General features: G+C 38.7%; 5 protein-coding genes. All 5 read left to right on the top strand.

Annotated elements, in window-relative coordinates; all coding sequences use genetic code 11:
- The first annotated feature begins 10 nt into the window (after window positions 1-10).
- Window positions 11-1,111, top strand: coding sequence for a SusE domain-containing protein (locus tag ACFSRZ_RS08300; protein WP_379666082.1), 1,101 nt, complete (start codon window positions 11-13; stop codon window positions 1,109-1,111).
- Between the two features lie 18 nt (window positions 1,112-1,129).
- Window positions 1,130-2,806, top strand: a complete 1,677-nt coding sequence (locus ACFSRZ_RS08295) for a SusE domain-containing protein (RefSeq protein WP_379666081.1) — start codon at window positions 1,130-1,132, stop codon at window positions 2,804-2,806.
- 63 nt (window positions 2,807-2,869) lie between these two features.
- Complete coding sequence (locus tag ACFSRZ_RS08290; RefSeq protein ID WP_379666080.1) at window positions 2,870-5,725, top strand: alpha-amylase family glycosyl hydrolase; 2,856 nt, start codon at window positions 2,870-2,872, stop codon at window positions 5,723-5,725.
- A gap of 120 nt (window positions 5,726-5,845) precedes the next feature.
- Window positions 5,846-11,365 (top strand): choice-of-anchor L domain-containing protein, encoded by a 5,520-nt coding sequence (locus ACFSRZ_RS08285; RefSeq protein ID WP_379666079.1) that lies wholly within the window; start codon window positions 5,846-5,848, stop codon window positions 11,363-11,365.
- A gap of 303 nt (window positions 11,366-11,668) precedes the next feature.
- Window positions 11,669-17,203 (top strand): LamG-like jellyroll fold domain-containing protein (locus ACFSRZ_RS08280; protein ID WP_379666078.1); only part of this gene is annotated, 5,535 nt, incomplete at its 3' end.

Raw genomic sequence — 17,203 nt, 5'->3', positions numbered from 1 at the left:
AGATTTACTAATGAAGAATTTAAAACAATTATCTATATATGCTTTTGCAGCTCTCTTTATTGTGCTGTTTAGCTCATGTGATGATGATAGCGAACAATTCACTGTAACACCTACAGCAGCATTCTCGTTGTCAGACTTATCTATCAATGCTATCGAGTTGGATCCTATAAACACATCCAACCCGGCAGCTACATTTAACTGGACTGAAGCTGATTACGGTCAACAAGCTTCTGTAAACTATTCTATAGAAGTATCTGTAGAAGATACGTTTGCAGCACCACACGTAATTACAACAGTAACAGGAAATACATCTGTAACAGTATCTATTAATGAAATGAACTCTGCTGCAGGTAGTATTGGATTGGCTCCTTTTCAATGGGGAACAATGTATGTAAGAGTAAAATCTACACTAGGAACTCAAAACGGATTACCGGGATACTCAAATACAATTAGTTTTGACGTACTTCCGTTCTTCAACTACCCTTTCACAGACTATTACTTAGTTGGTGATGGTACGGCTCCTGGATGGAACAACAATAGTAACAACCCTCCTATCTTTAGAGATGGTTCAAACTCTAACGTGTACTACTATACAGGTTTCTTTACAGCCGGACACTTCAAATTATTAGAAGTAAAAGGTTTATGGCAACCACAATGGGGAACAAACGATGGTTCTACTATTGAAGTAAATGATGGGACAGGATCTGATCCTGAAAGATTCCCTACAGCCGGAGGCGCAGGAATTACAACTCCAGGATTTTACACATTTACGATAGATTTTTCTACGAATACTTATACATTCGGACCTTACAATGCTTCCGGAGCTGCAAACTATACAAGCATGACACTTCAAGGTTCTGCTACCGGTTCTGCAACTGCAATGACGCAATCTACATTTGATAGTCACTTGTGGTACCTAAACAGTGTACACTTAACACAAGGTAATGTTCAGTTTATGACCAATACAAGTTCTGTATGGGGAGGTACTACAGAGTTTTCAGGATTAGCTACCGAAAATGGTGGAAATGTTCCTGTTGTAGTAGAAGATGATTATGATGTTTGGTACAATGACTTAACAGGACATTACATCTTAATTCCATTGAATTTATAAACCTTAACACAAGAAAAAATGAAATTATATACCAATAGAATCTTATTACTTTTTCTTTCTTTCGCCCTCCTTTTAGGAGCCTGTGAAACTGAAGAAAGTATTGAGATCACATCACCAGATCCTGCTTTTGTATTGCAAGAGCCTGGGATCAGCAGTATCTTTTTGAATTTTAGCCTTCCTAACAACCCAGCTTTTACATTAACTTGGGTTGATGAAGTAACTGGTAGTTCTTCTTACGACATCGAAATGTCTACAGATGACTCCTTCTCTTCTGTTGTTAATTTAGGAACGTCTACTACAAATTCTTTCTCTATTAGTGTTCAGGATTTGAATGACGCTATTACAAGTGTAGTTAGTGATAACTTTCAAGATGTAGCAATTTACGTAAGAGTAAATGCAGGAAGCACAACATCAAACTCTGTGTTATACTTGGTTACTACATACCCTGTTGATGCACCAAGTTTTGATGGAATTTCAAATGGAGACGCTTTTGTATTATCATTAGCAAACAACGATCAAGTTGCTGTAACAATCCAATGGGAAGATGCAATCTTACAATCTTCTCTAGGTGTTGATGTTACTTATTACTTAGAAGCCGGAACTACAGGATCAGACTTTGCTACTGTTATAGATGTAGCAAATGTTGTAAATCAAAACTCTATTGCATTAACCAATGCACAATTAAATGCAGCTGCACTTTCTAGTGGTATTGCACCGGATACAGCAGGAGATTTAGACTTGCGCGTAAGATCTGTGATCACAGATTCAAACACTGGAGCAGTTTTAGAAAGAACTTCAGCTACATTAACAATCAATGTTACAACTTATTTAACAGTATTAGACCTTTCTACTACTTGGGGAATTGTAGGTTCTGCAGCTAACAACTGGGGAGCTACTCCGGATCTACCTTTCTGGCAAACAGATACGAATGGTGTATTAGCTGCCTATGTTACACTTACAGATGGTGAGATTAAGTTTAGAGAGAACAACAATTGGGCTGTAAACTACGGTGATACCGGAGCTGATGGAACGATTGAGCAAAACGGTGATAACATCGCTGTAACTGCCGGGTCTTATAAGGTTACATTAAACTTTAATGACAATACATATACTATCGAGCCTTTCTCTCTAGGAATTGTAGGGAGCGCATATAATAACTGGGGAGCTACTCCTGACTTTATGCTAGAATACGATCAATATTCTGATGTATTCAGAGGAATTGTAACATTGTTAGATGGTGAAATGAAGTTTAGAATGAATAACGATTGGGCTGTAAACTACGGTGATACTGGAGCTGATGGAACAATTGAGCAAAATGGTGACAATATCAATGTTACAGCAGGAATTTATATTGTTACTGTTGACCTAAACGATAACGAGTATACTCTTCAACCAATTGACTATGTTTGGGGTCTTGTTGGAAGTGCATTTAACAACTGGGGTGCAACTCCAGATGCCTCTTTCACCAGAGATTGGTCAAGACCATTTGATGATATCTGGATTCTAAGAGATGTAACTCTATTAGATGGAGAATATAAGATCAGAGCCAACAATGATTGGGCTGTGAACTACGGAGATACCGGTGCCGATGGTACATTAGAATTAAATGGAAATAATATTGTGTCTATGGCAGGTACATACACAATTACCTTAGATTTTTCTAATCCAAGTGTTCCAACAATTACAGTAGATTAATTAAATCATATCAAAGAAAAAAGGCTGACTAAACATCAGCCTTTTTTCATAATAAATTCAAACATGAAGAACAAACTACTCCTAACAGTACTCTTCTTATCATTTGTTTACTCTTATGGGCAAGTTACCATTAGTCCCTTCCCTTTTGAAGTAAACCAATCCATAACAATTACGGTAGACACCAATAGTAATGCTACAGATTGTAATGGTTTTAGCAGTCCTAACAAAGTGTACTTACATTCCGGTGTTGGTCCTGATGCGAATCCATGGACTCATGTGATTGGTAATTGGGGACAAGATGATGGAGTTGGAGAAATGACCTCAAACGGAAATGGTACGTGGAGTATCACATTTGTACCGGAAACCTACTACGGTTTGTCTGCTTCAGAAGCTGCTGCTGTGACCAGAATGGGTATGGTTTTTAGAAATGAAAATGGAAGTCAGGAATTTAAAGACAACGGGTGTTCAGATTTCTTTTTTGATGTTGGAGCTTTTCAATTGAGCTTAACTTCTCCATCAGATGATATAACTATCACCACTTCCGGAGCTACCATTAACATTCAAGCCACATCTACTCAAACAGCAGATTTTACGCTAAAAGCAAACGGTTCAACTGTAGACACACAAAACGGAATTACTTCTTATAGCCTTTCTCCTACAGTAAACACCACAACATCTTATGTTTTAGAAGCCAATAATGGAACTGAAACACTATCAAGATCATTTCAAGTGATCGTAAACCCAACAGTGGTTCAAGAAGCTATTCCTTCCGGAATTGAAGAAGGAATCAATTATGATGCTCACGATCCAACAAAAGTTACTTTAGCTTTAAAAGCGCCTAATAAAGACTACATTTATGTTGCAGGAAGCTTTAACAATTACGAGTTTGACAATAACTATGTAATGAAGCAAGATACTGATGATCCTGAACTATACTGGTTAGAGATCACAGGGTTAACTTCAGGTCAACCGTACACATATCAATATTGGGTAATTGACGAAAGTCCGATTGCCAATTCACCTCAATTGGTAAAAGTTGCAGACCCCTACTCTACATTGGTTTTATCGCCATTTGATGATCCGGGAATTCCAAGCGCATCCTTTCCGAATATCCCTACATATCCTGCAGGGCAAGAACGTGAGGTAACATTAATTCAAACCGGGCAAACTCCTTATAACTGGGTTGTAACCAACTTCGACAAACCAAAAAAGGAAGACTTAGTTGTTTACGAAGTATTGATTCGTGATTTTGATGCAAACAGAACTTTTCAAGATCTGATAGACAGAATCGATTACTTTAAAAATTTAAAGATCAATGCCATTGAGTTGATGCCTATCATGGAATATGAAGGAAACGAAAGTTGGGGATATAACACTTCTTTCCATACAGCTTTAGATAAGTACTACGGAACGCCTGAAAAATTTAAAGAATTTGTTGATCTATGTCATCAAAATGGAATTGCAGTTATCTTAGACATCGCTTTAAATCATGCTTTCGGAAGAAATCCTTTGGTAAGAATGTGGATGGACGATCCTGATAATGATGGTTGGGGAAACCCTTCTTCAGAAAATCCATATTTCAATCAATTGCCAATGCATTCCTTTAATGTAGGAAGCGATTTTAATCACCAAAGCACACTTACTCAAAACTATGTAAAGAAAGTGGTAAGCTTCTGGATTCAAGAATACAAAATAGATGGATTTAGATGGGATCTTACAAAAGGGTTCACACAAAATTGTGGAAATGGAACTTTTGATGGTGATTTTAACTGTACTAATAACTATCAGCAAGATCGTGTAGATGTGCTAAAATCTTATGCAGATCATTCTTGGAATGTAGATCCAACACATTATGTGATCTTTGAACACTTAGGTCAAGATAACGAAGAACAACAGTGGGCAAACTATAGACTGGGAGATGCTATTCCTAAAGGAATTATGATGTGGGGTAAAATGACCAACGAATACACCGATTTTGTTCAAGGATATTCAAACAACATTTCCAGAGCAACTCATACCAGTAGAGGGTTTACAGCTCCTAGATTAATGATGTACCCTGAAAGTCATGATGAAGAAAGAGTTATGTATGAAACTGTAACTACCGGAAATAGTAGTAACTCTTCTCACAATCCTCAGAACTTAGACATCGCGCTAAAAAGAATGGCATCTATGGGAGCCATTAGTTTAACATTACCCGGACCAAAAATGATATGGCATTTTGGAGCCTTAGGAATGGACAATTCTATTTTCACATGCTCAAACGGATCTGTAAACAGTAACTGTAGGTTAGACACCAAACCTCAACCTCAATGGTCAGAAAACTGGTTGGGAGATGCAGATAGAAGCCTTGTATATGATACATGGGCTAGATTGATAGATCTTAAGATACACGAACCTGTTTTTGAAGGAGATTTCTCTTTTGACGGAACTTCTCAAAATGTAAGATTGCACCTGTTTGACACCAGTTTACCAGCCGGGCAATTAAACAATGTTGTGATCTTGGCAAATTTCAATGTAATCGATCAATCTATAAATCCAAACTTCCCTTCTACAGGAACTTGGTATAACTTAATGGATAATACTCCGGTAACTATTACCGGCACTACAGATCCAATATTGGTTCCTGCGGGAGAGTTCATTATCTACGGAAATCAACAAACAACATTATCCAACACAGAAAATCCTACAGGAAATGATCTTATTTCTATGTATCCTAATCCAACTCGTAACGGATTCCAGATCAATACAAATACAGATCATATTGTAATCTACAATTTGCTTGGAAAAATGATTGCTGAACATAAAGGAGATTTTCCAAAAGGTCATGTGTTCCCTACAAATCGTATGGAAAAAGGAGTATATATTGTACGAATAAAAAGTGAACAAGGAAGTTCTATAAAAAAGCTTATCGTAGAATAAGTAAACTTTCTTTGTAAGCATACAAATAAAAAACGTCTGATAGTAGTATTGGACGTTTTTTTATTGTCCAGTAGTTAAGTATTTTATTTTAAATTTGTAGAAACTTAAAAACCCCTCACTATGTCAATAAAAAGGCTACCCTTCCTTTTTTTATTGTTAACGATTTCTTTTACTTATGGTCAAGCTACATTTACCTCCGGAAATACTGCTACTGAGCTAGCTACTCAGATTACCGGTCCTGGTATTACCATTAATAATCCCCAAATTATTAATGGAACAGGCACCCAAGTAGGTATTTATTCTTCTGGAGTAGCTGGAGCTAATTTGCAATTAGATAGCGGAATTATTTTAACAACCGGTACAGTTGCAGAATCTTTTTCTACCAACAGTGCTACAGGCATATCTTTAGGCCCTGGAACAACATTTAGTGATGCAGACCTAACGGCTATTGATGCTGCTGCCACTCGCGATGTAGTTATCTTTCAATTCGAAGCTGTTTTAGACCCTCTAGCAACTGTATTAACCATTGATTATCAGTTCATGTCTGATGAATACAATGAATATGTTTGTTCTGCTTTTAATGACATCTTTGGTTATTTTGTTTCAGGCCCAGGAATCACAGGAACTCAAAATATTGCTTTGGTACCGGGTACAACAAACCCCGTAACAGTTGCCTCTATTAATAATGGAACAGTAGGAATCAATGGTAATGCTGCTAACTGTATAGATTTAACTCAATCTGCTTTATTTACAGATAACACAGCAGGTGCAATTACAGTAGAATACGATGGTGTTACCAATAAATTACGTGCTTCAGCTACAGGATTAACCCCCGGAGCAACATACACCGTAAAATTTGCTATTGCAGATGTATCTGATGGTGGTTTTGATTCAGCTATCTTAATTGATGTAATTAGTGGTTTCCCTGATGATGACGATGATGGAGTTGCTAACGATGCAGATTTAGATGATGACAATGATGGTATCTTAGATACTGTAGAAGATGCAAATACAGATAATGATAACAACCCTTTATCAAACCCTACAGACACTGATGGAGATGGAGTTCCAAACTACTTAGATCTAGATTCTGATGGTGATGGAATCCCAGATAACATAGAAGCACAAACTACCAATGGTTATATTGCTCCCGGTACATTTACCGATACCAATTTAGATGGAGTAAATGATGTATACGCTGGAGGTTTAACCCCTGTAAATACCGATGGAACAGATAATGATGATTATTTAGATACAGATTCTGACAATGATGGTACCATAGATCAAACCGAAGCCGGAATTACCTTAACAGGAAGTGTGGGTACCAATGGTTTAGACAATGGTCTTGAAACTATTGATGACTATTCCGATGTCAATGGAAATCTAAATGACCCTACTACCCTACCTGACTCCGATGGAGATGTAGGCTCGGGTGGTGATGTAGATTATAGAGATACAGTTGTTTTAGGAGACAATGATGGAGATGGTGTTAATGACGATGTAGATTTAGATGATGATAATGATGGTATCCTAGACTCTGTTGAAGACAATTGTGCCTTTCCTACCGGAGCTGATGGATATTGGCCTATGAATAATTCTACTGATGATCTTTCAGGCTCGGGAAATAATTTACAAGCAGGAGGCCCTGCTGTATTTTCTACAACAAGTAGAAAAGGAACTCACTCAGTTTCTTTTGACGGTACTTATTTCTTACAATACAGTGATGGTACTTTTTTAAATCAAGCCATTACAAATTTCACCTATTCCTTCTGGTTTAATGCCAGTTCTTTAACAGGAGAGCAATTTCTAGTAGAAGAAGGAGGAGGAACCAATGGTTTTGCCATTAGACTAAATGGAAACACTTTAGAATGTAGAATCAAAGAAGGAGCTACTACTATAGACACACCTACATTTACCGGGTTAACTACCGGAACCTGGTATCATGTTGCGGCTACTTACGATGGCACCAATGTAATTCTTTATTTAGATGGTACAGCTACCACTCCTACAGCCACAGGTTTTGGAGATTTAGCCACCCATACAGGAGCTCATGGTTTTGGAGGAGATAATGGAGGAGATGTATATAACGGTTCAGGAGATTTTAACGGTTTGATGGATGAAATTCTTCACTACCCTACTACATTAAACGCTTCTCAGATTACACAAATCATGAACAATCCAACCTGTGTTTCTGAAGATTTAGACTCAGATGGAATCCCAAATTATCTCGATTTAGATTCTGATGGAGATGGAATTCCAGACAACATAGAAGCACAAGCAACCAACAGTTATATTACACCCAACGGAGCCTATGATGCTTCCGGTGTAGATACTGCATACGGAGGTGGGTTAACACCTGTAAATACTGATGGAACCGACAATGAAGATTATCGAGATTTAGATTCCGATAATGAAGGAGCTAATGATACAACAGAAGCCGGGTTAACTTTAGCCGGTAGTGTTGGAGCCAATGGTTTAGACACAGCCATTGCAACCACTTCTAATTATTCTGATGTAAATGGAACTATCAATGACCCTACCACATTACCTGATTCAGATACAGATTTAGGAACCGGAGGAGATGTAGATTTTAGAGACGATACTATAAATGTATCTGTTGGTACAGGAAACTCACTATGGTTGCGAGCAGACATTGGTGTGATCGGTGGAGCTACCGTAACCCAATGGACAGATCAAAGTGATTTTAATGACGATGATGATTTTTCAAACGATTCAAACTTCTTAGGATCAGGAGGAACAGAACCAGATGCAACAGCAAATCTATTAAACTATAACCCTACAGTAACATTTACTCCGGCAAACGGAGATGTACTTACATTCACAGGAAATATCAATCCAAGAACTGTATACATAGTTTACAATGATACATCAACAGCAAGCTGGACATCAGCATTCACCAACAATGATGGAGATGGAATTGGACATGGACATTCGGACGACACACAACTCTACAATGCTACCTTTACCCCTGCAGATGTAAGAAATGGTAGTGAGTACATTAGTGGTTTATCTGTAGACTTCTTAAGTCAAGCCAGGCCCGATGCTTTCCAACTACAATCAAGAATTTTTACCAGTAACCTATCAAATGCCAGTCATACTTATTATGTTGGAAGAGATAGAACCAATACAGCACGTGTTATCAATGGTAGTATTGCAGAGATCATAACATTTACTGAAGCTCATGATGATGCTACACGTCAACGTTTAGAAAGTTATTTAGCCATCAAATATGGCTTTACCTTAGACAATACTGATAACTCAGGAACCATCATCGAAGGAGATTATATTGCTTCCGATGGTTCAACAAAATACTGGGACTTTACAGCCAATTCAGTCTTTCACAATGATGTAGCCGGAATTGGGAGAGACGATACACAAGTTTTAACCCAAAAACAATCTAAGTCTGTAAACTCAGATGCATTGATTACTATTGGATTAGGAACTATTGCTACCAACAATGCCTCCAACGCCAATAACTTTGCAGCAGACAAAGCTTTCTTGACTTGGGGTAACGATAATACCGCTTTTGGTGCCACAAGTACTTCAGGTATTCTGTGTGCTACAGATTTGAGATTAGACAGAAACTGGAAAATTGTAGAAACAGGCTCTGTAGGAACTGTACAAATTGCAGCTACCAAAGCAATCATAGACACTCACTTAACAAATTCCGACAAATCAAAAGCTTTGATCGTTGCAGATGACGCAGGATATACAACCAATGTTGAATTTGTAGCACTTACAGAACAAACCATCGATGGAGTAGTACAATATGCAGGAACCTTTGATTTTGATGGAACAAAGTTCTTTACTTTCGTTGAAGTAGGTGGAATTACATGGAGCGGATCAACAAGTTCATGGGCAGGAGGACAAGGTGCCGGAGGAGCTCCGAGTACAAATGCTTTAGACAACGATGAGCTTTTAACCATCGACTCTGAAGGAACTGCCAATCACGCTACTTTACCAGAAAATGCCCAAGTAGGTTGTGTATGGGTAACTTCAGGATCTAAATTGATGGTTCCAACCGGACAATTTCTTCAAATAGCAGATCAATTGTTCTTAGAAGGAGAAATACGATTAATAGGCTCTGCACAATTGCTACAAACACATTCAGGAGCTAGTCAAGTAACCGGTAACGGTAGCATGTATGTAGATCAGCAAGGTACTGTAGAAACTATTTACAGATACAATTTCTGGACATCTCCAGTAAGCACTGTAGGAGCTAGTAACTTTACAGTAGGAAATGTAATGAAAGATGGTACAACTCCTACCTCTGAAACTTCTACTCCACCAGACATCAATTTTGTTTCAGGATTAGACGGAGCTTTAACTACTCCTATTACCATTTCTGCATATTGGATATTTGGGTTCCTAAATGGATTAACAGATGTTAGCTGGATTCAACAGCTACAAACAGGTACATTTGAAATTGGAGAAGGATATATTCTAAAAGGTCCCGGAGCTGTTCAAAACTACACCTTTGTAGGAAAGCCAAATGACGGAACATACACCTCAACCATTAGTGCAGGTTTCTTAAGCCTATTAGGAAATCCATACCCTTCGGCTATAGATTCACAACAATTCTTTACAGACAATGCCGGTGTAGCAGAAACATTATATTTCTGGGAACACTTAGGTGATTCCGGTTCTCATAACACAGCCGGATATATTGGAGGTTACGGATTGTTAAATGCATCTATGAGTGTTGCCGGAGTAGCACCTTTTAACGATGATACAGGAGGTCAAGGAGGTCTTACCTATACTGCACCGGGAAGATACATTCCTATTGGTCAAGGATTCTTTGTTTCTGCAGACGGAGCAGGTACAATCACTTTTAACAACAGTCAACGTGTTTTCCAATTAGAAACTGAAGATGGTGGTTCAGACTCTGTATTCTTCAGAGATGGAACTTCTACTCCAAATACCAATCAAGAAAGCCTTCCTATTTTAAAACTAGGATTTGATTTTGTTAACGATGAAGGAGATGAATTGCACCGTCAAATTGGAGTTTCTTTTAAAGAAGGAAATAGATACTCAAAAGACCCTGGCTATGATAGCCCTATTTTTGACCTGAATTCTACAGACGCTTTTTTCAGTTTTGAAGATTCTAGACAAGATTATGTGATTGCTGGAATTCAAGAAATAACAGACGATCTAGAATTCCCTGTAGCTATTCAAATAGGAAACGGAAACGATATCACCATCCGAATCGATGAGATTTACAATATTGATAGAGACGTATTCTTAGAAGACAAGGTAACAGATCAGATATATAACTTAGAAGACCCTGTTACATTATCAATACCGGTTGGAGTATACAAAGATCGATTCTATATCAAATTTGGAGAAAGTTCTTTAGGAACCGATGATCCAATAGCTCAAGACGTAAATATCTTTATAGATCAACAATCAAAAGAATTGGTTATCCAAAACAAAAATGCAAGCTTGAACCTAAACAAAGTAGCTATTTTTAATGTTTTGGGTCAAAAGATAAATCAATGGAATATTGAAGATAGCACAAACGAATCTCGATTCTCACTGCAACACCTTTCTTCAAATATTTACATCGTAAGTATCACTTCCGATAAAGGAAAAGTGACCAAAAAGATCGTGAAAGAATAAAATTCAAATCTGTTTTTTCGAAAGCGCCTAATGAAACATTAGGCGCTTTTTTTATGAAAAAAAACCTTCTGCTGAAAAATCATTAAACTATGTTAATGGATATTTTGTAAAAAAAATTATATTTGTGCCCAAGTTTACAGGTCCCCCTTCATGTATAAATGAAGACAATAACACCCCTCATCTACTCTGTATCACTTACCTGTAATAGAGTAGATTACACTTACAGCAGTGCCTTTAAAGGCCTTATCTCACTGTTGCCCAACCGTGGCGACTTAGTTTTTTACGCTTTTAATTCAACTAACTATGAAAAGAATTACTCTTAATTTATTTTCGGGAAAACCTATGTCTATGCATCAAAAGAACCTAAGAATCTTATGTCTTTTTTTCTTTTTTGCAGCTATTTTTCTAAATCAGGAGATAACAGCACAAAGTATTCCCGGAACTGGTACATCTGCGGGTATCTGTGGTAACTGTAATCCCACAGGATGGTCAGATGCAGATCCTGCGTTAGATGGTACTCCAGATATTTCTAACAGAAACCAAGCAGGTGGTGAAGGGACTTATGGTGCGGGAGCAACTTGGACGGCAGCTCCTCTTCCACTACCACCAACAGGTGATGTACGTTGGATTACGCTTCGTGATGTAGGTACATCAGGTAGTATTGAAGAAAATGTAACAACTACAATGACAGGTTTAGTTCCTGGTACAATATACAAGCTAACCATAAATACCATGACCTCTACAACAAATTCTGATGGAGGTACTGGTAGTAATGAACCCTATGCAGGTCAGTTTATTGAAGATTTCGATATTCAGGTTGGTTCTAATCCTAGAAGGACTTTTGTAGTCCCTGCCTCTAGTCGAAATGTTTGGGGAACAAATACAATTATATTTTTGGCCGAATCTGCCAGTGAAACCTTTACTATTTTCCCTGGAGCAGACTCCAATGCAGGAAACAACATCAATGATGTAGAAATGATTCATATTTCTGTAGACGGTGTATCTGCCTTACAAGTACTAGATACAGATGGTGACGGTATTGGAGATACAGTTGATATTGACGATGATAATGATGGTATATTAGATACTGTAGAAAGTGGCGGTTTAGACCCTAATGGAGATGAAGATGGAGATGGTATTGCCAACTACCAAGATGTAAATGACGATGGAACAGGAGACGGATCGTCAACCAATTATACAGATGCCAATGCAGATGGTTTACCCGATGCTTTTGACTTTGACGGTGATGGTGTTCCTAACCATTTAGATTTAGATTCTGACAACGACGGTATTTTAGATAACATAGAAGCTCAAACAGATGCCGGGTTTATTGCTTTTTCTTCTACAGACACAGATAATGATGGGTTGGTAGATGTATACGATGCAACTCCAAGTGGAGGAGCTTCAGGATCAAACGGAATCACACCAAATGTTTTTGATCCAGGGCTAGCTAATGACGATACAACTCCAGACTACTTAGATATTGATACTGATGATGACGGTATTCCAGATAACGTAGAAGCACAAACAACTACAGGATATACAGCACCTACAGGAAATGTTGGAGAAAACGGAGTAGATTCTGCTTATGAAAACGTAGATACCTACTCTCCTACCGGAATTACCATTGTAAATACAGATCTAACCGACTTACCGGATTATAGAGATGGTGATTCTGATAACGACGGTACAACCGATATCAATGAAAATGGTGAAGGAAATGTCTTAAGCGGATCCGATACCGATGGAGATGGTTTAGACAACAACTTTGACGCAGACAATTCAAACTACGATGTAAACGATAATATAAACACACCTTCCTCTGTTCTTCCTGATGAAGACGGAGATGTAAATACAGGAGGAGATGTAGATTATAGAGACGATGTAACAGGAACCGATACTGACGGTGATAAAATTCCAGACATCGTAGACCTTGATGATGACAACGATGGTATTATGGATACACGTGAGTTGTGTAATACAGCTCCGGGAACAACCGTAAACTCTACCATTACTATTGATATCAATTTTGATAACTATTCAGAAGATATTACCTGGAATTTAAGAGACCCAAGTAACGCAATTGTTTTAACCGAAGGTCCATATGCTGCAAATCAAGATACAGACCTTGGAAATACATACAACGCAACAGTAGCCGGAGACTACACTTTAGAAGTCATCGACTCTTTCGGAGACGGATTTACAGAATCAGGAGGAGATTCAGATGCTTTAGCTTTCATTAGAGTACAAGTAGACGGCGTTACCGTTTATGATACGACTAGTGCTTATGGTAACTATGGAGCCTTTGGTTCCGGGTTTACCACACCAGCATTCACCATTTCTGCAAATTTATTTTCATGTATCAACGGAGACCCATCAGCAGATGACGATGATGATGGAACACCAAACTATAGAGACGCAGACTATTCAACAGGTGTAGGTGGAGATACCATCAATGCTAACGGAACATGGTCTAGTTTAGATCACGATGGAGATGGAGTACCGGATCACTTAGATCTAGATTCAGACAACGATGGTATTACAGACAACTTAGAAGCGCAAACTACAGCAGGATATGTAGCTTTAGCAGGTGTAGATACAGATAACGATGGATTAGACGATGCATACGACCCGGATTGTAGTCCTTGTGGAGCTGTAACAGGTATTGAGATCATTCCTACCAATACAGATTCAGACTCAAGTCCGGATTATAAAGATATCGATGCAGATGATGATGGAATTCCAGATAACGTAGAAGCACAAACTACCAATGGATACAATGCTCCAAACGGAGTTCCGGGAGAAAATGGTTTAGATAGTGCCTATGACTTTACAGACTCCTTCTCCTCTACCGGATTAAACTCTTCTTTAGTAAATACAGACGGTACCGGAGAGCCAGACTTTAGAGATACAGATTCTGACGGTGACGGTACTCCTGATATTCAAGAAAACGGAGATGCAGACAATACAGTAAGCGGAACTGATACAGATGGAGATGGATTGGACGATAATTTTGAAGGAAGCAGTAACAATGATGTAGACCCTAATGATGAAATTAACACACCTTCTACCGATCTTCCCGATGCCGATTCAGATGTAAATGCAGGAGGAGATGTAGACTACAGAGATACCCTAAACGGAATCGATACAGATGGAGATGGTATTGTAGACTCTGTAGATATTGATGACGATAATGATGGGATTACAGACGTAGAAGAAAACAGAAACTGTGCTCCTTCAGTAGCAGGCTATGACGGTTATTGGACATTTGACAATACCACCAATGACTCTTCAGGAAATGGACATAACCTAACAAATAGTCCTACTATTGCTTACTCTACAAATTCAGTCAAAGGAACACACTCTTTTGACTTTAGTACGGGAACTTTCTTACGATATAGTATAGATGGAACATTTTTAGAACAAGCTATTACCAATTTCTCATACTCATTTTGGTTCTACCCAACCACATTAACAGGAGAGCAATTCTTAATTGAAGAAGGTGGAGGAACCAATGGTTTTGCCATTCGTTTGAACGGAGATCAATTAGAATGTAGAGTAAAAGAAAGTGCTGTTATTGGAGATACTTCTTCATTTACAATTCCTTCAGCCAATACTTGGTATCATGTTGTTGCAACTTATGCCAATGGTGAACTAATCTTGTATTTAGACTCTGAAGCAACCGCTCCGGTAGCAACAGGAATTGGTGAACTTGCCGCTCACTCCGGAGATTCTGGATTTGGTGGTGATAATGGTGGTGATGTATATAATGGATCTGGTGATTTCTCAGGTTTAATGGATGATATTATTCACTTCCCTTTTGCTTTAACTCCTGCACAAGTTTCTCTTCTTAGAGGATGTGATTTTGATGGAGACGGAATTATCAACTCCTTAGATCAAGATTCAGACGGTGATGGTATTCTAGACGTAGTAGAAGCACAAACTACAGCGGGATATGTAGCACCAACAGGTTCTGTAGGTGCCAACGGATTGTACGATATTTATGAGAACAACGACACACCTTCTGCAACAGGATTAACACCTGTTACAACGGTAAACGATGGAAATCCTGATTATTTAGACATTGATACTGATGATGACGGTATTCCGGATAACGTAGAAGCACAAACAACCACAGGATATACTGCCCCTTCTGGAACAGTAGGTTTAAATGGTGTCGATAGCAATTACGAAAACAACGATACATTTACAGCTACAGGTTTATCAGCAGTAAATACAGACGGAACTGACGAGCTTGATTTTAGAGATACAGATTCCGATAACGATGGCACCTCTGATGCTGATGAAAGCGGAATCACGCTAAACCCGGGTTCATTAGGAACAGACTCAGATGGTGATGGATTGGATGATATCTATGAAGGTTCCGATGCAACAGCCGGAGAAGCCTTTGATGTGAATGACGAGATAAACGATCCGGTAAATAACTTATTAGATGCAGATGGCGATGGTGCTACCACCGGAGATGTAGACTATAGAGACGATACTATCTTTATTGATACAGATGGCGATGGTATTGAAGACTCTGTAGATCTTGATGATGACAACGATGGAATCTTAGATACAGTAGAAGATGCTGCTCCTGATGGTGACGGTGATGGAATTCCAAACCGTTTGGATATCGATTCAGATAACGACGGTATTCCAGATAACATCGAAGCACAATCTACATTGGGCTACATTGCTCCTTCCGGTTCAGGAAGTGGTATTACAGATGCCAATATGGATGGTGTAGATGATAACTATGCTGGAGGTCTTACTCCTGTAAACACAGACAACATTACAGGAAACAATTCAGATGCAACCCCGGATTACTTAGATGCAGATTCTGATGGAGACGGAATCAATGATATCCTAGAAAACGGAAATGCCAATGCTACAACCGGAACAGACACAGATGGAGATGGATTGGACGATGCCTTTGAAGGAGTGTTGAGTGACAATGATGTAAATGACGATATTGATGATCCGGCAACAGATCTTCCGGATATTGATTCTGATGTAAATACTGCTGATGGCGCACAACCGGATGCACCTGAATACAACGATGTAGATTACCGTGATATTGATGATGACAGAGCTCCGCCTTCAGTAGCAGGAAACATCCTTTGGCTACGTGCAGATATTGGTGTTACAGGCGTTGGAGAAGTAACCAATTGGGCAGATCAGTCAGGCAGTTCTTTCAATGCAACCAATACAGGAACAGGTCCTGCTAAACTAGGTGACGGTACAGCCACAGATGGTTTAAACTTTAACCCTACACTACAATTTACAGAAGCTTCAGGTCATGATCTAGAAATTGGTTCAGGAGGAATCCTAGGATCTTCAGTTACTTATGATCATTTATGGGTGTATGCTGTAACAGAATCCAACTCAGCAACAAACGCTTCTTATGCAGTAGGAAACAATGTTACCGGAGGAAGTATCCATTTACAAGCACCTACCACAGGTAGTCAATTGTCTTACCAATCATCAACAGGAACAACACTTACTACCGCTTGGGGAGGTACTGCCAATGTATTTAATATATGGAATGGTGGTTCCAGTTCAGGAACTTCTACCCCATCAGGAACCAACAAAGCAATTTACAGAGACGGATTGCAATTGGCAACCAATAACACAGGTAACGGAGTACAATTTACATCCAACGGATCTAGCTTCTTTATCGGTTCTGATAACAACGGGGCGAACTTCTTTGACGGTCAGATTGCTGAGATTATGGTCTTCAACACTGTTCCTACCAGTGCAGAACAACAAAAGATACAATCTTATTTAGCCATTAAATATGGTATCACATTAGATCAAACAGACAATGATGCA

The sequence above is a fragment of the Pseudotenacibaculum haliotis genome, from assembly GCF_042684245.1.
GTDB classification, from domain to species: Bacteria; Bacteroidota; Bacteroidia; order Flavobacteriales; family Flavobacteriaceae; genus Polaribacter; species Polaribacter haliotis_A.
This window is presented reverse-complemented; position numbering and strand designations above follow the sequence as displayed.